The organism is Micromonospora sp. NPDC047548, from assembly GCF_040642975.1.
Classification (GTDB): domain Bacteria; phylum Actinomycetota; class Actinomycetes; order Mycobacteriales; family Micromonosporaceae; genus Micromonospora.
The window spans coordinates 51,034-69,492 of record NZ_JBEYTI010000023.1; the positions used below are offsets into that span (position 1 = coordinate 51,034).

17 protein-coding genes are annotated in these 18,459 nt (G+C 73.9%); 10 read left to right on the forward strand and 7 right to left on the reverse strand.

Going from position 1 to position 18,459, the window contains the following annotated elements:
* Positions 1 to 4 precede the first annotated feature (4 nt).
* Positions 5 to 877 carry an alpha/beta hydrolase gene (locus tag ABZ807_RS22020; RefSeq protein WP_357160924.1) on the reverse strand — a complete coding sequence of 291 codons (873 nt, stop codon included), beginning with the start codon at positions 875 to 877 and terminating at the stop codon, positions 5 to 7.
* 182 nt (positions 878 to 1,059) lie between these two features.
* Between ABZ807_RS22020 and ABZ807_RS22025 the strand changes: the two genes are divergently transcribed.
* Both ABZ807_RS22025 and mqnP read left to right on the forward strand, forming a co-directional pair.
* A complete protein-coding gene (locus ABZ807_RS22025) occupies positions 1,060 to 2,520 on the forward strand; it encodes a menaquinone biosynthesis decarboxylase (protein WP_357160927.1) in 1,461 nt (486 codons plus the stop codon).
* Positions 2,520 to 3,431, forward strand: a complete 912-nt coding sequence (mqnP, locus tag ABZ807_RS22030; protein WP_357160930.1) for a menaquinone biosynthesis prenyltransferase MqnP — start codon at positions 2,520 to 2,522, stop codon at positions 3,429 to 3,431. The genes ABZ807_RS22025 and mqnP overlap by 1 nt, the downstream gene beginning before the upstream one ends.
* 46 nt (positions 3,432 to 3,477) lie before the next feature.
* On the opposite strand, the gene ABZ807_RS22035 is transcribed toward mqnP, so the two are convergent.
* Complete coding sequence (locus ABZ807_RS22035; protein WP_357160933.1) at positions 3,478 to 4,443, reverse strand: terpene synthase; 966 nt, start codon at positions 4,441 to 4,443, stop codon at positions 3,478 to 3,480.
* Positions 4,444 to 4,604: 161 nt separating this feature from the next.
* On the opposite strand from ABZ807_RS22035, the gene ABZ807_RS22040 reads away from it, so the two are divergent.
* Positions 4,605 to 5,234, forward strand: a complete 630-nt coding sequence (locus ABZ807_RS22040; RefSeq protein ID WP_357160936.1) for a UbiX family flavin prenyltransferase — start codon at positions 4,605 to 4,607, stop codon at positions 5,232 to 5,234.
* Positions 5,235 to 5,306: 72 nt separating this feature from the next.
* Here ABZ807_RS22040 and ABZ807_RS22045 read toward each other — a convergent pair whose 3' ends face one another.
* Positions 5,307 to 5,573 carry a BldC family transcriptional regulator gene (locus ABZ807_RS22045; protein WP_357160939.1) on the reverse strand — a complete coding sequence of 89 codons (267 nt, stop codon included), beginning with the start codon at positions 5,571 to 5,573 and terminating at the stop codon, positions 5,307 to 5,309.
* Between the two features lie 268 nt (positions 5,574 to 5,841).
* Here ABZ807_RS22045 and ABZ807_RS22050 point away from each other — a divergent pair, with 268 nt between their 5' ends.
* The 3 genes from ABZ807_RS22050 to ABZ807_RS22060 are packed head-to-tail and all read left to right on the forward strand — an operon-like array spanning position 5,842 to position 8,295.
* Positions 5,842 to 6,300, forward strand: a complete 459-nt coding sequence (locus ABZ807_RS22050) for an Lrp/AsnC family transcriptional regulator (protein WP_357160942.1) — start codon at positions 5,842 to 5,844, stop codon at positions 6,298 to 6,300.
* Between the two features lie 47 nt (positions 6,301 to 6,347).
* Complete coding sequence (locus ABZ807_RS22055) at positions 6,348 to 7,193, forward strand: SDR family oxidoreductase (RefSeq protein ID WP_357160945.1); 846 nt, start codon at positions 6,348 to 6,350, stop codon at positions 7,191 to 7,193.
* A gap of 10 nt (positions 7,194 to 7,203) precedes the next feature.
* Positions 7,204 to 8,295 carry a PLP-dependent cysteine synthase family protein gene (locus ABZ807_RS22060; protein WP_357160948.1) on the forward strand — a complete coding sequence of 364 codons (1,092 nt, stop codon included), beginning with the start codon at positions 7,204 to 7,206 and terminating at the stop codon, positions 8,293 to 8,295.
* A 12-nt stretch (positions 8,296 to 8,307) separates the two neighbouring features.
* Here the strand turns inward: ABZ807_RS22060 and ABZ807_RS22065 are convergent, their stop codons facing one another.
* The 4 genes from ABZ807_RS22065 to ABZ807_RS22080 form a co-directional block, all read right to left on the reverse strand.
* Positions 8,308 to 8,928: a putative glycolipid-binding domain-containing protein gene (locus tag ABZ807_RS22065; protein WP_357160951.1), complete on the reverse strand. Its 621-nt coding sequence runs from the start codon at positions 8,926 to 8,928 to the stop codon at positions 8,308 to 8,310.
* A 99-nt stretch (positions 8,929 to 9,027) separates the two neighbouring features.
* Positions 9,028 to 10,950 (reverse strand): DEAD/DEAH box helicase, encoded by a 1,923-nt coding sequence (locus tag ABZ807_RS22070; RefSeq protein WP_357160954.1) that lies wholly within the window; start codon positions 10,948 to 10,950, stop codon positions 9,028 to 9,030.
* Positions 10,951 to 11,180: 230 nt separating this feature from the next.
* Positions 11,181 to 12,668 carry a hypothetical protein gene (locus ABZ807_RS22075; protein ID WP_357160957.1) on the reverse strand — a complete coding sequence of 496 codons (1,488 nt, stop codon included), beginning with the start codon at positions 12,666 to 12,668 and terminating at the stop codon, positions 11,181 to 11,183.
* Between the two features lie 135 nt (positions 12,669 to 12,803).
* Complete coding sequence (locus ABZ807_RS22080) at positions 12,804 to 14,360, reverse strand: NlpC/P60 family protein (RefSeq protein ID WP_357160960.1); 1,557 nt, start codon at positions 14,358 to 14,360, stop codon at positions 12,804 to 12,806.
* A 238-nt stretch (positions 14,361 to 14,598) separates the two neighbouring features.
* Here ABZ807_RS22080 and mqnE point away from each other — a divergent pair, with 238 nt between their 5' ends.
* The 4 genes from mqnE (at position 14,599) to pstC (ending at position 18,453) form a co-directional block, all read left to right on the forward strand.
* Positions 14,599 to 15,768 (forward strand): aminofutalosine synthase MqnE, encoded by a 1,170-nt coding sequence (gene mqnE / locus ABZ807_RS22085; protein ID WP_357160962.1) that lies wholly within the window; start codon positions 14,599 to 14,601, stop codon positions 15,766 to 15,768.
* A gap of 133 nt (positions 15,769 to 15,901) precedes the next feature.
* Entirely contained in the window at positions 15,902 to 16,612 is a 711-nt protein-coding gene (locus ABZ807_RS22090) for a hypothetical protein (protein WP_357160965.1), read from the forward strand.
* Between the two features lie 369 nt (positions 16,613 to 16,981).
* The gene (locus ABZ807_RS22095) at positions 16,982 to 17,413 is read left to right on the forward strand and encodes a hypothetical protein (protein ID WP_357160968.1); all 432 of its coding nucleotides are present in this window, start codon (positions 16,982 to 16,984) and stop codon (positions 17,411 to 17,413) included.
* The gene (gene pstC, locus ABZ807_RS22100) at positions 17,410 to 18,453 is read left to right on the forward strand and encodes a phosphate ABC transporter permease subunit PstC (RefSeq protein ID WP_357160971.1); all 1,044 of its coding nucleotides are present in this window, start codon (positions 17,410 to 17,412) and stop codon (positions 18,451 to 18,453) included. Before ABZ807_RS22095 ends, pstC begins: the two co-directional genes overlap by 4 nt.
* Positions 18,454 to 18,459 lie beyond the last annotated feature (6 nt).

Below are 18,459 nucleotides of genomic sequence, written 5' to 3' on the forward strand. Positions count from 1 at the left end.
TCCATCAGTCCCGCAGGAAGGGCAGCAGCAGGGCCGCGAGTTCCGCCGGTTGCTCCTCGAAGAGCCAGTGGCCGCTGTCCTTGACGACCTCGCCGGTCACCGAGCTGGCGTACCGGCGGACCTGCTCGGCCACCTGGCCGCCGAGGCTCGCCTGGGCGCCGATGGCGAGCACCGGCATGGCCAGCTTTGACGTGCGGTACCCGGAATTGTCCGCGATGTCCTGCCCGAACGCCCGGAAGTAGCCGAAGCTGGCCCGCAGGTGCGCCTCGTCGCGCAGGTGCCGGGCGTACTCCTCGATGTCGTCCGGGCCGAGGCTGCCCTTGTTGACCATGATCGAGTCGCTGAACCGGTCCACCCAGAGCGCCTCCCGGCCGGCGACGAGCTGCTCCGGCAGGCCGTTGGGGACGGTGAAGAAGCCGAAGTTCCACACCGCCGGTCCGGCGGCGGTCAGCGCCGGGATGGTGTAGATGCTCTCGTCGGGGATCGGCGCCTCGGTCAGCACCAGCCGGGCGACCGAGTCGGGATGGGCGGCGGCGTACGCGTACGCGACCATGGTGCCCAGGTCGTGGCCGACCAGCCGGATGTCGCCGGCCAGGCCCAGCCCGGTGAGCAGCCCGTGCAGGTCGGCGGCGACGGTCTTCTTGTCGTATCCGCCGGGCGGGGCGTCGCTGTCGCCGAAGCCGCGCAGATCGGGGGCGACCACCTCGTGCGAGGTGGCCAGCTGCGGCAGCAGCCCCCGCCACATCCGCCAGCACTGCGGATAGCCGTGCAGCAGCACCACGGTCGGTCCCCGGCCGCCCCGGACATAGTTGATCGCCACGTCGCCGACCTGAGCCCGCTGCTCGGTGAACCCCGCCGGAACCCGTCCGTCGCCCATCGCCGCTCCCCGTCTCGACCGGCGGCTCAACTACCCAGCCACCCGCCGACCATGCCAACGGGAGCCGGCCGGCCCGACGGGACGCCTCGACCCGAGCTGTTGGCCGGACGCGTGGGGAGACGCACACCGCCCGGGCCGACCCGGTGTGGGCGGTGCGTCCCGCGGTGCGGGAGACTGGCCGCATGGCGGCTCGTGGCTTCCCGTACACCGATCTCAAGGACTTCCTCGCGGCGCTGGAGCGCGCGGGCGAGCTGCGGCGGGTGAGCGTCCCCGTCGACCCCACGCTGGAGATCAGCGAGGTGGTCACCCGGACTGTCCGCGCGGACGGCCCCGCGCTGCTCTTCGAGCGTCCCACCCGGGGCGAGATGCCGGTGGCGATCAACCTCTTCGGCACCGAGAAGCGGATGGCGATGGCGCTCGGCGTCGAGTCGCTGGACGAGATCGGCGAGCGGATCGGCGCGCTGGTCAAGCCGGAGCTGCCGGTCGGCTGGTCGGGCATCCGCGAGGGCCTGGGCAAGGTCATGCAGCTCAAGTCGGTGCCGCCGCGCAAGGTGAAGACCGCCCCCTGCCAGCAGGTGGTGTACCGGGGCGACGACGTCGACCTGAACCGGCTGCCGGGCCTGCAGGTCTGGCCCGGCGACGGCGGGATCTTCCACAACTACGGGCTGACCCACACCAAGCACCCGGAGACCGGCAAGCGCAACCTCGGCCTCTACCGCCTCCAGCAGCACAGCCGCAACACCCTGGGCATGCACTGGCAGATCCACAAGGACTCCACCGCGCACCACGCCGTCGCCGAGCGGCTCGGGCAGCGGCTGCCGGTGGCCATCGCCATCGGCTGCGACCCGGTGGTCAGCTACGCCGCCTCCGCGCCACTCCCCGGCGACATCGACGAGTACCTGTTCGCCGGCTTCCTGCGCGGTGAGCGGGTCGAGATGGTCGACTGCCTCACCGTGCCGTTGCAGGTGCCCGCGCACGCCCAGGTGGTGCTGGAGGGCTACCTGGAGCCCGGGGAGCGGCTGCCCGAGGGGCCGTTCGGCGACCACACCGGCTACTACACCCCGGTCGAGCCGTTCCCGGTGCTGCACGTCGAGACGATGACCACGCAGCGCGACCCGGTCTACCACTCGATCGTCACCTCCAAGCCGCCGCAGGAGGACCACGGCCTGGGCAAGGCCACCGAGCGGATCTTCCAGCCGCTGCTCAAGCTGCTGATCCCGGACATCGTCGACTACGACCTGCCGGCCGCCGGGGTCTTCCACAACTGCGCGATCGTGTCGATCAACAAGCGGTACCCGAAGCACGCGCAGAAGGTGATGAACGCGATCTGGGGCGCGCACCTGATGTCGCTGACCAAGCTGATCGTGATCGTCGACTCCGACTGCGACGTGCACGACTACAACGAGGTCGCCTTCCGCGCCTTCGGCAACGTCGACTACGCCCGCGACCTGCTGCTCACCGAAGGCCCGGTGGACCACCTCGACCACTCGTCGTACCAGCAGTTCTGGGGCGGCAAGGCCGGCGTCGACGCGACCCGCAAGCTGCCCGCCGAGGGCTACACCCGGGGCTGGCCGGAGGAGATGACCATGTCGCCGGAGGTCACCTCCCTGGTGGACAAGCGCTGGAAGGAGTACGGGATCTGATGGCGGTCCTCGACGCTCCGGCCGAACGGCCGGGCCGGGTCAAGTCCTTCCTCAGGCTGGTCGCGATCGAACACTCGGTCTTCGCGCTGCCCTTCGCGTACCTGTCGGCGCTGACCGCGATGCGGGTCGACGGCGGGCGGGTGCGCTGGCTCGACCTGCTGCTGATCACCGTGGCGATGGTCGGGGCGCGGACGTTCGCGATGGCCGCCAACCGGATCCTCGACCGGCGGATCGACGCCCGGAACCCGCGTACCGCGAACCGGGAACTGGTCACCGGGGCGGTGAGCGTCCGCACGGCCTGGACCGGCGCGGCCGTCGCGCTGGTGGTCTTCCTGGCCGCCGCCGCCCTGCTCAACCCGCTCTGCCTGGTGCTCGCGCCGCTCGCCGTGGTCCCGCTGGTCGTCTACCCGTACGGCAAGCGGTTCACCAACTGGCCGCACGCCATCCTGGCCGTCGCCCAGGCGGTCGGCCCGGTCGGCGCCTGGTTCGCCGTCACCGGCACCCTGGACGGCTCCTGGCCGGCCTGGCTGCTCGGCGCGGCGGTGGGGCTCTGGATCGGCGGCTTCGACCTGATCTACGCCTGCCAGGACGCCGACGTCGACCGGGAGATCGGCGTGCACAGCGTCCCGGCGCGGTACGGCCTGCGTTTCGCGCTGCACGCCTCCACCGTCGCGCACGTGGTCACCTTCGCGCTCTTCGTGTGGTTCGGTGCGCTGGTCGGCTTCGGCTGGCTGTGGTGGATCGGCCTGGCGCTCACCGCCGTCGCCTTCGGCTACCAGCACCTGGTGGTCAGCCCCACCGACCTGAGCAAGGTCAACCGGGCCTTCTTCACCGCGAACGGCTTCGTCGGCATCGCGCTCTTCCTCTTCGCCCTCCTCGACCTCGTCATCCGCCTCCACCTCCACCCCTGACCCTCCCGCGCGCTGCCCAAGATCCGCGCGCACCAACGGGTGCGGGTCAGGCGTCGTGGGAGGCGGGGTAGCGGGCGCTTTCCGTGGTCCAGTCGAGGGTGCCTCGGACGGCGTCGGCGATCCCGTCGAGGTGGGTGGCGACCGCTGGGTCCAGGGCCGGGCCGAACGACGGCACCGACGCGCGCAGCGCGACGAAGCGGTCCATCGCCGCCCGCCAGCGCCCGGCGACCAGGTACACGGCGGCGTCCAGCGGCACCCCCCGCTCGGCGGCCACCGCCAGCACCAGGTTGTGCCCGCCCGAGGTGGCCCGGTCCCGATCCAGCGAGGCGAGGTCGTTGTACCAGGAGAGCAGGTCGTTGCCGAGCTCGCCGATCCGGCGTAGCGACGGGTGGTGACAGACCGGGTCCGGCAACGGCCGCCCGGCGGCGAACTCGATCAGCGGGTACGACACGTACGCCGCCGACGTCGCCCGGCGCAGCTCCACGTACTCGGCCACCGACGGCCGCCGCCCGAGGTCCCTGGCCACCGACTCCCGCCACGTGCCGTCCAGGTGGTGGGCGACCGCGTCGGCGAAGCGCAGCCGCCAGCGGGCCGGCATCCGGCGGCGGGGCACCCGCCAGGCCTCGACCAGCAGCCGGCGCAGCGGCCCACCGAACCCGGGGTGTCGCCCCCGCGGGCCCTCCCGCAGCAGGCTCAACGCTCCGGCGCGCAGCGCCAGGATCTGCGGTGGCGCCAGCCGGTCCGGCCCGTCGCAGGCGTCGTCGACCAGAAAGAACCAGGTGAAGAGGGCGGCCAGGGTACGCAGATCCGGCTCGGTGGCGTCCGGGTAGAGCCGGCCCGCGTACCGGGCGAAGCGGGCCCGGTCCAGCCGCTCCCGGGCGGTCCCGTCCAGCGGCAGCCCCAGCCGGGGCAACCGGTCCAGCAGCCATTCCTGCACCGGGTCCGCGTACGGCGAGAGCCGGGGCGGAATCGGGCACGCGGCTCGCAGCGACCGGAGGACCTCCTCGACCATTGCTCGATTCCTCCCGTACGGCGCGGGTCGCCGACGGCAGCATGGCAGGTCGAGTCGGCGGCCGTCGTCCCTGTTCGCGGGGCGGCACATCGGGGCCACGGAGCGCAGCCGTCGGGGGGTCGCCCGGCGGGGCGCGGCGGCGACCAGGCAGGCTGGACGGCATGCGCGAACCATGGGTGGTCGGGGTCTCCGGGGCGTCCGGCACGCCGTACGCGGCGGCCGTCGTCAACGGGCTGCTCGACGCCGGTGAGCCGGTGGACCTGATCGTCTCCCGGGCCGCCCGGCTGACCGTGCTCGACGAGACCGGCCGTTCGTTCCGGGACGGCCACTGGGCCGAGGACCTGGCCGCCTGGCTGGGCCGCGACCTCGCCGACGCCGACGTGCGGCACTGGCCGGCCGGCGACATCGCCGCCGGCCCCAGCAGCGGCTCCTACCGGGTACGCGGGATGGTCGTGGTGCCGGCGAGCACTGCGGCCTGCGCGGGCATCGCGATCGGCCTTTCCAAGGACCTGTTGCAGCGCGCGGCCGAGGTCAACCTCAAGGAGCGCCGGCCGGTGGTGGTGGTGCCCCGGGAGACGCCGGTGACCCGCAGCCACCTGGAACACCTGATCGCGTTGCACGACGCCGGAGCGGTGGTGCTGCCGGCCAGCCCGGGCTTCTACGGCTCCGGCGCCTCGGCCACCGCCCAGCAGTTGGTCGACTTCGTGGCCGGCAAGGTGCTGGACGCCCTCGGCGTGCCGCACACGTTGTTCCGGCGCTGGTCGGGGCAGTTGGCCGCCGACCGGTCGTAGCGAGGCGGAACCTCACCTCAGACGGGCGCGGACCGGACCTGCCGGCCGGCCCGCGTATCCGTCTCGCACCAGTCAATACATGCCGGCGTTGGCCGGGCCCGGCCCGGTCGAGGCGGTGGGGCCGACGTTGCGCGGCTTGCCGATGTCCTCCGCCTCGTCCAGCATGCCCTCCCCTTCCAGTAGGGCCCGCACCTCGGATTCCCGAAACCGGCGATGCCCGCCTGGAGTCCGGATGCTGCCGATCCGGCCGGCCGCCGCCCAACGCGTCACAGTCTTCGGGTCAACCCGAAACAACGCGGCGACCTCACCCGGTGTCAGCAGGCGATCTCCAGTGTCCACAGCCCCCTCCTCGCGTCGACGAAGCCCCCGGCTGAACACACTGCCCCCGGCCGGTGCGAGCCCAGAGCCGTCATGAGGGACGTATGGCAATTACAGCACCAGCGACCTGGCCTGTCCGCCAAACGCGAAAAACGCACTGAGTGGGAAGTTAGTAAATGCTACCGGTGTCGAGCCCCCTTGACCGTCCATCTGCGAACTGTGACGCACTGTCATATTCAACGGGTACCGGACGCTCGACGTTACGCCCGGGCGGCTAGGGTCACACTCCGTGGACGCCATCGACCTGAGCCTCGTCGACCTGCTGCGCGGCAACGCCCGCCTGTCGTACGCCGAGCTGGCCCGGCAGGTCGGCCTCTCCGCCCCGGCCGTACACGAGCGGGTCGGCAAGCTGGAATCCAGCGGGGTGATCCGGGCGTACCGGGCGGAGGTGGAGCCGGAGGCGATCGGGCTCGGCGTGACCGCGCTGATCGGCATCGTCGAGGACTCCGGCGAGGACACCGACGGCGTGCTGGAGACGTTCCGCCAGATGCCCGAGATCGAGTCCTGCTACTTCATGGCGGGCGTCGAGTCCTTCCTGCTCAAGGCGCGCGTCGGCACCATCGCCGAGCTGGAGCAGCTGATCGTGCGGCTCAACCGCACCCCGGGCGTGGCGTCCACCCGCACCGGCATCGCCCTGTCGACCAAGTGGGAGAACCGCCCGCAGCCGCTGGCCTCGCCCACCACCTGACCGTCGGGGGTCTGGCGCCGCCCGCCGGGCGGCGATACCTTGCGCCGATGACGACCCCCGTACGCGGCGCCGCCGTGGTGACCGGTGCGGCCGGCGGACTGGGTCGGGCCATCGCCGCCGCCCTGCACGCCGACGGCTGGGCCGTACTCCTGACCGACCTGGACGCCGGCGCCGCCGCCACGGCCGCCGCGCCGCTCGGTGGCTGGTCCCGGGCGCTGGACGTGCGGGACGAGGCGGCCTGCGCCGAGGTCGCCGCCGAGGCGGCCGGCGGGACGGCCGGCGGGCTCGGGCTCTGGGTCAACAACGCCGGCATCCTGGTCACCGGGCCGTCCTGGGAGCACGACGCGGCGACCCGGCGGCGGGTGGTGGAGGTGAACGCCCTCGGCGCGATGACCGGCACCCTCGCCGCGCTGGCCGTGATGCGCGCCCAGGGGCACGGGCACGTGCTCAACGTCGTCTCCCTCGCCGGCCTGGTCGCCGCGCCCGGCGAGACCGTCTACGCCGCAAGCAAGCACGCGCTGCTGGCGTTCAGCCTCGGCACCCTCGCCGACCTGCGGATGGCCGGGCTGCGGGACGTACACGTGTCGTGCCTCTGCCCGGACGGGATCTGGACGCCGATGCTGCACGACCGGCTCGACGACCCCGGGGCGCTGGCCTCCTTCACCGGGACGATGCTGACGCCGCGGCGGGTCGCGGCCCGGGCCGCCCGACTGGCCCGCCGCCCCCGCCCGGTGGTCAGCCTGCCGCGCTGGCGCGGCGCGCAGGTACGGCTGCTGGACGCGCTGCCACGGCTGGCGCTCGCGCTGACCCCGGTGGTCCGGGCCGCCGGTCGGGCCGGGCAGCGCCGGCAGCGGCGCCGGGCCGGGCCGGACCGGAACCGAGCTCACTTGTAACGTTGCCGGCGTGACTCATCTCGACCGTTGCGACGAGGCCAGCCGGACGTGGGTGACCGAGGCGATCGCCACGGTCGAGGCGGACGCCAACCGCTCCGCCGACACCCACCTGCTGCCCTTCCCGCTGCCCCGGGCGTGGGGGATCGACCTCTACCTCAAGGACGAGTCGGTGCACCCCACCGGCTCGCTCAAGCACCGGCTGGCCCGCTCGCTCTTCCTCTACGGGCTCTGCAACGGCTGGATCGGCCCGGAGACCACCGTCATCGAGGCGTCCTCCGGCTCGACGGCGGTCTCCGAGGCGTACTTCGCCCGGATGCTGGGGCTGCCGTTCATCGCGGTGATGCCCGCCTCCACCTCCCCGGAGAAGATCGCCCAGATCGAGTTCCACGGCGGGCGCTGCCACCTGGTCGAGGACCCGGCCAAGGTGGTGATCGAGGCGCGCTGGCTGGCCGAGGACAGCGGCGGGCACTTCATGGACCAGTTCACCTACGCCGAGCGGGCCACCGACTGGCGGGGCAACAACAACATCGCCGAGTCGATCTACGCGCAGCTGTCGCTGGAACGGCACCCCGTACCGGCCTGGGTCGTGGTGGGCGCGGGCACCGGCGGCACCAGCGCCACCATCGGCCGGTACGTCCGCTACCGGCGGCTGCCCACCAAGCTCTGCGTGGTCGACCCGGAGAACTCCGCGTTCTACCCGGCCTGGCAGGCCGCCGACTGGTCGGTGCGCACCGGGCGCGGCTCGCGGATCGAGGGAATCGGCCGGCCGACCGTCGAGGCGTCCTTCCTGCCCTCGGTGGTGGATCGGATGACCCAGGTCCCCGACGCGGCCTCGCTGGCCGCCATGCGCGCCGGCTCGGCCGTGCTCGGCCGCCGGGTCGGCGGCTCCACCGGCACCAACCTCTGGGGCGCGTTCGGGCTGATCGCCGAGATGCTCGCCGCCGGGCGGACCGGCTCGGTGGTCACCCTGATCTGCGACGCCGGCGACCGGTACGCCCGCACCTACTATGACGACGCCTGGGTGGCCGGGCAGGGGCTGGACCTCGCCCCGCACCTGGCCACCGTCGAGCGGTTCCTGGCCACCGGCGCCTGGCCGGCCTGAGCCGGCCCCGGTTCAGCGGGCGTCGGCCCGCTCGGCCAGCCCCGGATAGCGCAGCACCAGGCCGTCGGCGTCCACCGTCAGGTCGGCCCGGAAGGTGTCGCTGCTGAACCGGACCCGCCCCGGCCCGAGCGGGGTGTAGACCTGCTCGGTGGGCACCACCTCCAGGCTCGGTATCAGCACCCACGCCACGGTGACGGTGTGGGGGAGGTCCGGCGCCGCCCCGGTCAGCCCCAGCCGCCGGATCGGCAGGGCGTTGAAGAGCGGGGACCCGCCCAGGTCGACGTCGAGGGCGTCGTGCAGCCGGTCCGGGTCGTCGGAGCCGGGCAGCCCGGCCGGCGGGTGCCCGGCGGCCCGCAGCGCCGCGTCCAGGTCGCCCTGCTCGGCGGTGGTCACCCGCCAGCCGTCCGCGCCGCGCTCCAGCCGTACGCTCCGCGACCAGCCCGCCCCCTCGACCGCCACGTCCAGGGAACTGGTGACCCCGTCCGCCCCGGCCGCCAACTGGTAGCGGCACGTCCAGGGGATCGGATCGACGGCGAGCAGGGTGCCGTGCGCGACGAGCCCGGGACCGCCGTCGAGGACGGCGTGCTCGGCACCGGCGATGTCCGTCCGGCTCCAGAAGAGTGACCTCGGCATGATTCGGACGGTACGCCAGCCGGCCGACACCGGCAGCGCATGCGGAAACGCCGCCGCGGAGCGCGAGCTCCGCGGCGGCGTGCCGGATGGTCGGGTGGATCAGTGGGTACGCGCCGGCGGCCGGCCGCCGAAGCCACGCCGATCGTCGCGCGGCCGGTCGTCGCGCGGCCGGTCGTCGCGCGGCCGGTCGTCCCGGCCCCGCCCCTCGGGGCGGAACCCGCCGCGACGGTCCGTACCGCGCTGCTCGCCGCCGAAGCGGCGCTCGTCGTGCGGCCGGTCGCCGAACCGCGGCTCGCCCCGGTCGCCGTAGCGCTGCTCGCCGTTCGGGCGGTCGGTGCGGTCGCCGAAGCCCCGCTGGCCGCGGTCGCCGAACGAGCGGTCGCCGGCCGGCCGGTCGCCCCGGCCGTCGAAGCGCCGCTCGCCCCGGTCACCGAAGCTCCGCTCGCCGGTCGGGCGGTCGCCGCTACCGGCGAAGCGGCGGTCACCGTGTCCCTCGCGGTCGCCGTAGCGGCGCTCGCCCTGCGGGCGGTCCGCGTAGCCGCGGTCGCCGCGGTCGCCGAAGGAACGCTCGCCCGTCGGGCGGTCGCCCCGGCCGTCGAAGCGGCGCTCACCGTAGCGCTCGCCGCGCCCATCCCGGTCGCCGAACCGGCGCTCGCCGGCCGGTCGGTCGCCGTAGCGCCGCTCACCCTGGGGGCGGTCGCCGTAGCGGCGCTCGCCGGCCGGTCGGTCGCCGTAGCGGCGCTGCCCGGCGGCCCGGCGCGGCTCGGGCTCGTCGCGGACCGGCACCCCGCTCGGCTCGCGGGCGCCGGTCAGCTCGGCCAGCGCCGGGTCACCGGCCCGGACCCGGGTCTCGGCCGGCGCGACGCCGGCCTTCTCCAGCATGGCCAGCGTGGTGCGGCGCTGCTTCGGCAGCACCAGGGTCGCCACCGCGCCGGACTCGCCGGCCCGGGCGGTACGGCCCGCGCGGTGCAGGTAGTCCTTCGGGTCCTTCGGCGGGTCCACGTGCAGCACCAGGGAGACCCCGTCGACGTGGATGCCCCGGGCGGCCACGTCCGTGGCGACCAGGACGTTCATCCGGCCCTCGCGGAACTCGGCCAGCGTCTTGGTGCGCATCCGCTGGGTCTTGCCACCGTGCAGGCCCCCGGCCCGCACACCCACTGCGGCGAGCTGCTCCACCAGCCGGTCCACCCCGAGCTGGGTACGCGCGAAGAGCATGGTCCGGCCGGAACGGGCCGCGATCGACGCCGCCACCGCGAACTTGTCATGCGGCGGGATCAGCAGCAGGTGGTGGTCCATGGTGGACACCGACGCGGTCGACGGGGCGGTCGAGTGGGTCACCGGGTCGGTCATGAACCGCCTGACCAGCGAGTCCACGTCACCGTCCAGGGTGGCCGAGAAGAGCAGCCGCTGGCCGCCCGCCGGCGTCTTCGCCAGCAGCTCGGTGACCTCGGGCAGGAAGCCCATGTCGGCCATCTGGTCGGCCTCGTCGAGGACGGTCACCTCGACGTCGTCCAGGCGGCACACGCCCCGGCTGATCAGGTCGCCGAGCCGGCCCGGGGTGGCCACGACGATCTCCACGCCGCGGCGCAGCGCGTCGATCTGCCGGTCGTACGGGACACCGCCGACGGCGGTCTTGAGGAAGATGCCGACGGCCTTGCCGAGCGGCATCAGGGCGTCGTTGACCTGCATGGCGAGTTCCCGGGTGGGGACCAGCACCAGGGCCCGGGGGTGCAGCGGGCGGGCCCGGTTGCGGTCGGCGAGCCGGGCGATCAGCGGCAGCCCGAAGGCCAGGGTCTTGCCGGAGCCGGTCTGGCCCCGGCCGAGCACGTCCCGGCCGGCGAGGGCGTCCGGCATGGTGGCCCGCTGGATCTCGAACGGGGTGGTGATGCCCTGTCGGGCGAGCGCCTCGACCAGCGGCCGGGGCAGGCCCAGGTCGGCGAAGTCGACATCGACGGCGGGGGCGTCCCCGGCGGTCGGGTCGAGGACGGACGGAATGGTGCCGGGGTCAGCGGAGGTGGTCAACAAATGCCTTTCGAGCGGGGCGCATCTTCGCGATGGCCCGCTGCGGCTGAACGCCGCCGAATCGCCCGCAAGATCGCCCATGGGCGCGCACCACGCGCCGGGTCAGTGATCCCGACCAGTGTACGGCGGCCCGGCGAGGTCGCCAGCCGATCGCGCGGGGGTAGTGGGCGGGCTCACCCTCGCCGACGTATGCGCGGAGCGTACGGCGGCGAGGGCCGGGACCGGCCGGCTCACTTGGTCAGGATGTTGCCCACCAGCCCGTCCATCGCGTCGTTGGCGAGCAGCACGATCAGCACGCTGATCGCCACCAGCAGCCCCAGGGAGGCGGCCAGGACGACCACCACCCGGGTGTTGCGGGACCGCTCGACGGGCGTGTCGGCCCAGCCCTGGGCGAGGATGTGCCCGGTCAGCGAGCCGGAGTTCTCCAGCGGGTTGCCGGCCGGGAAGGCGACCGTGGCGAAGTCGGGCCCCTCGGTGCCGCCGTACCCGGTGCTGGCCAGGTCCGGCCCGCTCCGGTAGGGCGAGCCGGGCTGGCCGGCGGTCCCGGCGGCCGGCGCGCCCCAGGAAGGGCGCCCGGCGGCCGAGGTAGCCGACGGCGGCCGGGCCGGCGTCGGCGGTGGCGCCGAGACGGGCGCGGCGGCCCGGGCGGGCGGCGTCCAGACCTGCGCGGCGGCCCGGAACGGCGGGGTGGGGGTCGGCGGAGCGGCGACGGGCGGCGGGGCGGCGACAGGCGGCGCGGAGACCGGGGCCGTGGCGCGGGCGAGCGGCCTGTTCGCGCCCGGCATGGCCGGCGGCGGCGGGAACGGCGGCGCCGGCATCGGGCCGGGCGGCGGCGGGGGCGGCGGCACCGCCGGGCCCGGCGGGGGTACCGGCGGGCCGGGCACGGGCGGGACCGGCCCCGGCGGGGTCGGGCGCGGGCCCGGCGGCGGGCCCGGCGGTGGACCCGGCAGCGGCGGCACCGGCGCGGGGAACGGCCCGGGAGCCGGCGGCACCGGGGTCGGCGCGGGCGTGGGCGGGGCCGGGGTGGGGGCGGGCTCCGGCCTGGGCGCGGGCTCCGGGGTCGGGGCGGGTTCCGGCTCGGGCGTCGGTGGGGTGGGCGGCTGGGCCGGCTCCGGGGGCTGGACGGGCTCGGGCGGCTCCGGGTTGACCGGTGCCGACCGGTAGACCGTGGCGGCCCCGCCGCCGGCCCGGGCGATTGCGCCGGCCGCCCCGGCGGCGGCCTGCTCGGCCGAGATCCGGCTGAGCCCCGGCACGGAGGCGCTGGCCCGGGTGCTCGGCGCCGCGCCGCCGCCCCGCTGGCCGGGTACCGACGCGGCGCCCACCACGGGCCCGGAGCCCTCGGCCCGGGCGGCGGCGCTCTCCCCGCCGGTACGGGTGCCGTCGGCGGTGTCCGGCGCGCCGGCCCGGTAGGTGGTGCCGGAGGCGGGCGGCACCGGAAGGTGGCCGTCCTGCGGTGGCGCGGTCACGCTGGCGACGCTGGCCCGGGCGCGGGCCGGCGCGCTGGACGGCGACGAGTCGGGGGTGGCCGGGGGCGCGTCGGTGCTCCCGCGAGCCGGTGGGGCGTCGCCGGCCGGCGCGGCATCCGGGGCGGCCACCGAGGCGTCCACTTCCGCGCTGTCGACTCCGGACGGTCCGGTCGGGGCGGGACCGCCCGGGGCGGCCGGTTCGGGCACGGATCCGCGGTCGATGGTTTCCGCCGGAATCTGTCGCTCGCCCATGCTCGCCCTCCGCGCCGCGTTCGCACCCGCACCCGGGACGCCGGGCCGGGAGTGCCTGGATGTCACGGTGCCACATTCCTACCCGCCGGCACAGCCGGAGCGCGTACCGGGCGGGTGCGAACGCGGCGCGGAGGGTCAGGAGCCGGTGCTCGCCGAGGCCGAGGCCGGGGCGCTGCTCTCCGGGGCCAGGCTGCTCGCCGCCGTGCTGGGCTCCGCGCTGCTGGTCGTCGGGCTCGGCGACGGGCTCTCCGACGGCGACTCCGGCGAAGTGGTGGGCGGGGTCGTCGGCGGAGTGGTGGGCGGGGTCGTCGGCGGAGTGGACGGCGGGGTGGACGGCGGGGTGGACGGCGGCCGGGTCGGTGCCTTCGTGGAGGTGGGCGAGGGGTGCGGCGCCGGGGTGGTCGGCTTCGGCGACGCCGAGTCCGTCGGCTCGGGGGCCGGCGTGGTGGGCGACGGCGCCGGGGTGGCCGGCGCGGGCACCGCACCGACGACCCGGGTGGCGGCGTAGAGGCCGGACCACCGGACCGTGGAGATCTTGACCACGTCGCCGGTGGACGGGGCCTGCACCATCTTGCCGCCGCCGATGTACATCCCGACGTGGTGGATGGTCGTCCAGTTGCTGCCCGAGGCGAAGAAGAGCAGGTCGCCGGGGAGTAGGGCGCTGCGGTCCACGGTGCGGGCCCGGGTGGCGAAGTACTGGTCCCGGGAGACCCGGGGCAGGTCGTAGTAGCCGGCCGACCGGTACGCGGCCCACATCAGGCCGGAGCAGTCGAACCGGTCCGGCCCCTCGGCCGCCCAGAGGTACGGGTCGCCGAGCTGCGCCAGCGCGTACCGGACGGCGGCGAGGGCCTGCGGGCTGGCGGTCAGGCCGGTGGCGCTCTGCCCCTCGACGTACGCGGCGCCGAGCTTCTGCTCGGCGGCCTCCTGCTGCCGTTCCAGCTCGATCAGCTGGGCCTGGTTCTCGGCGCGGAGCTTGACCAGCTTCCGCTCGTTCTCCCGCAGCGCCTTCTCCACCGCGGTGAACTGCTCCTCCGCCCGGCGGACCCGGTCCTGCGCGGAGGCGACCGCCTGGGTGGCCACCTGCTCGGCCGTGCGGCCGCGGGAGAGCTCGCCGGCCGCGGCGGTGGTGCCCTCGGCCTGCCCGCCGCGGGAGATCCGCTGCAGGACGCTCAGCCCCTGGAGGTCCTCGGCGATCGCGCCGGGCGGCAGGGCGGCGGCGGCCTTGAAGGCGTCGGCGGCGACGGTGTCAGCGCGCTGCTGGGCCCGGAGCAGGGCGTCGCGGGCGCGGGCCAGCTCGCCCTCGGCGGCGGTGAGCTGTGTCCGGGCGTCGTCGCGCTGCTGGCGGAGCTCGAGCAGTTGGTCGCCGAGCTGGCCGTTCTGCGTCTCCAGGGCGGTGATCTGGGCCAGCAGCGGGCTGGCGGCGACGCCGCCGACCGGCAGGGTCGGCGTGCTGCCGGGCAGGCCGGCCAGGCCCGGGGCCCCGCCGGGCAGCCGCAGGCCGCCGGCGGCGGCCGGGCGGGAGCCGGTGTCGGGCACGGCGTTGGGCAGCGCGGGGTCGGCGTACCCGGGGGTGGCCAGGGCCATCGCCGCGACGGCGCCGAGCAGGGCCGACCAGAGCGCGGGACGCAGCACTGGCGAGATCAGCGGGCTCCTGCGTCGTCGCTGCCATCGCCCGTGCCCGCTGTCGACCATTCCGCTCCCCGTCCGGTGTGCCGTGCCGCGCACGGTGGGCGCGGCGACCGGGACGCCACCAGTGGGTGTCGCGCCCCACCCTGTCTACCGCACCGGGGTAGTGATGTCGATGCGTCGCCGGGTTACGGGAGCCTGAGAGTCTGGTGAAGTAGGTCGCTGGTGGTGCCCGTGCTGCGGGGTGGTCGGTGCGCCGACGTAGGCTCGACCGGGACCGCAGGTGGAAGGGACGTGGCTTTCGATGGACGCCGGACTCAAGCGCGAGCTCGAAGCGAAGGTGTACGCCGGTGAGCGGCTGACCCGTGAGGACGGGATCGCGCTCTACGACAGCGACGATCTGGCCTGGCTGGGGCGGCTGGCCCACCATCGTCGCACCGAGCTCAACGGCGACCGGGTGATGTTCAACGTCAACCGGCACCTCAACCTGACCAACGTCTGTTCCGCCTCGTGCGCGTACTGCTCGTTCCAGCGCAAGCCGGGCGAGAAGGACGCGTACACGATGCGCATCGACGAGGCCGTGCGCAAGGCCAAGGAGATGGAGGACGAGCAGCTCACCGAGCTGCACATCGTCAACGGCCTGCACCCGACACTGCCGTGGCGCTACTACCCGAAGGTGCTGCGCGAGCTGAAGGCGGCGCTGCCGAACGTCAAGCTCAAGTGCTTCACCGCCACCGAGGTGCAGTGGTTCGAGAAGATCAGCGGGCTGAGCGCCGACGAGATCCTCGACGAGCTGATGGACGCCGGCCTGGAGTCGCTGACCGGCGGCGGCGCGGAGATCTTCGACTGGGAGGTCCGCCAGCACATCGTCGACCACGCCTGCCACTGGGAGGACTGGTCGCGGATCCACCGGCTGGCCCACTCCAAGGGCATGAAGACCCCGTCGACCATGCTCTACGGCCACATCGAGGAGCCCCGGCACCGGGTCGACCACGTGCTGCGGCTGCGCGAGCTGCAGGACGAGACGGGCGGCTTCGCGGTCTTCATCCCGCTGCGCTACCAGCACGACTTCGTCGACTCGGCGGACGGCAAGATCCGTAACCGGATCCAGGCCCGGACCACGATGGCGTCGCCGGCCGAGTCGCTGAAGACCTTCGCGGTGTCCCGGCTGCTCTTCGACAACGTGCCGCACGTGAAGTGCTTCTGGGTGATGCACGGCCTCTCGGTGGCCCAGCTCTCGCTCAACTTCGGCGTGGACGACCTGGACGGCTCGGTCGTGGAATACAAGATCACCCACGACGCCGACTCGTACGGCACCCCGAACACGATGCACCGGGACGACCTGCTGCACCTGATCTGGGACGCCGGTTTCCAGCCGGTGGAGCGGGACACCCGCTACAACGTGGTCCGGGAGTACGACAAGGCCCCGTCGCTGGCCGAGCGCCGGTCCGAGCCGCAGCAGGTCTGGGCGTGACCGGGCGCGCTGAACGGCGCGCCAGTTTCCTGTTCACCTGATGTCTGTCCGGCGAGCGGTCGTTCGTGCTCGCCCGGTTTCGCGGGCCGGTTAGACCGGCGGTGTGCATCGAAATCTTCGTCTCCTCGCCGCGGTGGCCTCCAGCCTGATCGTGCTGACCAGCAGCTTCGTCAGCCCCGCACCGGCGGTCGCCGCACCGCTCGGTACGGTCGGGCTCTCGGCTACCAGTGGGACGGTCGACGCCACGCCGGTGTTCGCCGTCGCGACCGCCTCCCGGCCGTGTCCCAGCGGCTTCGGCCGCAACGCGCAGTTGCGGGTGGGCCCGCCGGGCGGTCCGTACAGCAATCTGGCCCGGCCGTTGATCGCGGGCGGGTACGACCAGCAGCCGGTGACCGCCCGCCCCAACCGGTCGTTCGCCACCGCCCTCGGCGGCGCACCGCGCGACGGCGAGTGGTGGATCGTCGTGGAGTGCGTGAGCGAAACGCAGGGCGTGCACCCCGAGCGGTTCGTCACCGAGATCACCGTTTCCGGGAAGCGGTGGCGTACCGGCCGTCCGGCCGGTGTGTCCGCGCCGACGCCCACAGGGGACGGTTCGCTGGTCGTGCCGACGCCCTCTGGCGCCGCGGTGTCTGGAAGTCCCGCGCCGGCGACCGCGACGCCGTCGCCGGTGGCCACCGTGCCCGGGCAGCGACTGGTTGGTAACGGCGCCCGTGGCACCGCCTCGGTAGCGAACCTCTGGTGGATCCTCGCGTTCGCCGGCGTGCTCTTCCTCGTGGGGACGGTGTGGCTGCTCACTCGCCGTCACGAGCCGAGTGGCGGACGGGGGGCCGCTGGCCGCCGCTGACCAACTTTCTCTCGCTCGTTCCGGCGGGCAGCGTCCGTCGGTGTCGCCTGACGTCGTTGCGACCTCGCGCCGGGGCAAATCCGTCATTCGGTTCAGTATCACCCGAGCATCCGGTTGATGACGATCGGGTGTATCCGAACGGTGGATGTCTGCGTACGTGCTGTTCACGCGCTGCACGTCTGGCGTGCGCAGATGGCTGCTCGCCGAGTCACCGATGGTGCGGACGCTGATGCCGGCACCGAGTCCGGGGGGAGAGGCAGCCGGCACGCTCGAGTGAAGGGGTCAGGGGTGCAGCACTCACGTTTCGTGTTCCTCGCCGCGCGGATGCCAGGGCCGGAGGGCGAGCGGACGACCGAAGGTGTCCTTTGGATGCTGGTGTCGCCGAACAACCGGCCGATCGGCCGCAGCGCGACGTACCACGACTTCTACGCCCCGTGCCGTGAGGCGGTGCTGGATCTGCAGGCCAACGCCCACCGGATCGTGTCGTTGGCGGGCACCGTCGCGGCGACCGGCCAGTGGACCTGGCGGATCTCGCTCGACGACGTCCTGGTCGCCGTCTCCAGCCGGTCGTACCTGCGGGCCCGGGAGTGCACCTACAACCTGGAGCGGTTTCTCGAGGCGCTGCCGAACGCCGAGATCGTCGACGGCACCCGCAGCGTCCGGCGGGACCGACGTCGGTACCCGGAGCCGAGTCCGGTCACCGGGATACACGGCGCGGTGGTGCCGACGGCACGTCCGCTCAAGCTGAGCGGCCAGCCACTGCCGTTGCCGAAACAGGGATCGAGAGGCGTGGGCCGATGACCGTCGTCGTCATGGAACCGGCCGAGCCATCGGCCGCGTCGACCGACCGCCCGCGGCGGATCCGACAGCGTCGTACGGGCTCGGACCTGCTCTTCCGGGGAGTGATCCGGGCCGGCGGGCTGATGGTCCTCGCCATCATGCTGCTGGTCGGGATCTTCCTCACCCTGCGGGCTCTGCCGGCGCTGCGCACCATGGGCTGGCGGTTCCTCACCGTTCAGGAGTGGGACCCGGCGGGCGCCGCCTTCGGCGTGGCCGGGGTGCTGGTCGGCACCGTTCTGATCGGCATGGTGGCGATCGTGATCGCGGTGCCGCTCGCCACCGGCGCGGCGCTCTACATTGCCGAGTACGCCCCGCGACGCATCGCTCCGGTCCTGGTCAACGTGGTTGACCTGATGGCTGCGGTGCCCAGTGTGGTGTACGGAATCTGGGGTCTCTACCTGCTCCAACCGCACCTGCTGGTCGCCGGCGAGCAGGGCGAGGGGCTGCCCCGGTGGCTGGCGACCTACCTCGGGTGGATCCCGCTGTTCCGGGTGGACGGCTACGACCCGCGGGACCCGATCGGCAGCAACAGCGCCCTCACCGGCTCGACCTTCGTCGCCGGGATCATCGTGGCGATGATGGTCACCCCGATCATCTCCTCGGTGATGCGGGAGGTCTTCTCCCAGGCGCCGGTCGGTGAGCGGGAGGGCGCCTTCGCCCTCGGCGCGACGAAGTGGGGGATGATCCGCTCGGTCGTGCTCCCGTTCGGGCGGGGCGGGATGATCGGCGGCACCATGCTCGGCCTCGGTCGCGCGCTCGGCGAGACCATCGGTGTATTCCTCGTCATCTCGTTTGTTTTCGTCATCCAGCCGCACATTTTGCAGAACGGCGGCGGCTCGATCTCCTCGTTGATCGCCCTCCGCTACGCGGAATCGAACGCGATCGGGATCGCCGGCCTGATGGCCGCCGGCCTGGTGCTTTTCGTGATGACCCTGCTGGTCAACTTCGGCGCCGGCCTGATCATCAACCGCAGCCGCTCCGGCGCGGCCAGCGATGCGTGAGGAGCC

What these genes read in the sequence shown, in the direction of transcription:
- ABZ807_RS22020 (WP_357160924.1), bottom strand. Translation starts at nt 877, where the DNA reads ATGGGCGACGGACGGGTTCCGGCGGGGTTCACCGAGCAGCGGGCTCAG.
- ABZ807_RS22025 (WP_357160927.1), top strand. Translation starts at nt 1,060, where the DNA reads ATGGCGGCTCGTGGCTTCCCGTACACCGATCTCAAGGACTTCCTCGCG.
- mqnP (WP_357160930.1), top strand. Translation starts at nt 2,520, where the DNA reads ATGGCGGTCCTCGACGCTCCGGCCGAACGGCCGGGCCGGGTCAAGTCC.
- ABZ807_RS22035 (WP_357160933.1), bottom strand. Translation starts at nt 4,443, where the DNA reads ATGGTCGAGGAGGTCCTCCGGTCGCTGCGAGCCGCGTGCCCGATTCCG.
- ABZ807_RS22040 (WP_357160936.1), top strand. Translation starts at nt 4,605, where the DNA reads ATGCGCGAACCATGGGTGGTCGGGGTCTCCGGGGCGTCCGGCACGCCG.
- ABZ807_RS22055 (WP_357160945.1), top strand. Translation starts at nt 6,348, where the DNA reads ATGACGACCCCCGTACGCGGCGCCGCCGTGGTGACCGGTGCGGCCGGC.
- ABZ807_RS22065 (WP_357160951.1), bottom strand. Translation starts at nt 8,928, where the DNA reads ATGCCGAGGTCACTCTTCTGGAGCCGGACGGACATCGCCGGTGCCGAG.
- ABZ807_RS22075 (WP_357160957.1), bottom strand. Translation starts at nt 12,668, where the DNA reads ATGGGCGAGCGACAGATTCCGGCGGAAACCATCGACCGCGGATCCGTG.
- ABZ807_RS22080 (WP_357160960.1), bottom strand. Translation starts at nt 14,360, where the DNA reads ATGGTCGACAGCGGGCACGGGCGATGGCAGCGACGACGCAGGAGCCCG.
- mqnE (WP_357160962.1), top strand. Translation starts at nt 14,599, where the DNA reads ATGGACGCCGGACTCAAGCGCGAGCTCGAAGCGAAGGTGTACGCCGGT.
- ABZ807_RS22095 (WP_357160968.1), top strand. Translation starts at nt 16,982, where the DNA reads ATGCTGGTGTCGCCGAACAACCGGCCGATCGGCCGCAGCGCGACGTAC.
- pstC (WP_357160971.1), top strand. Translation starts at nt 17,410, where the DNA reads ATGACCGTCGTCGTCATGGAACCGGCCGAGCCATCGGCCGCGTCGACC.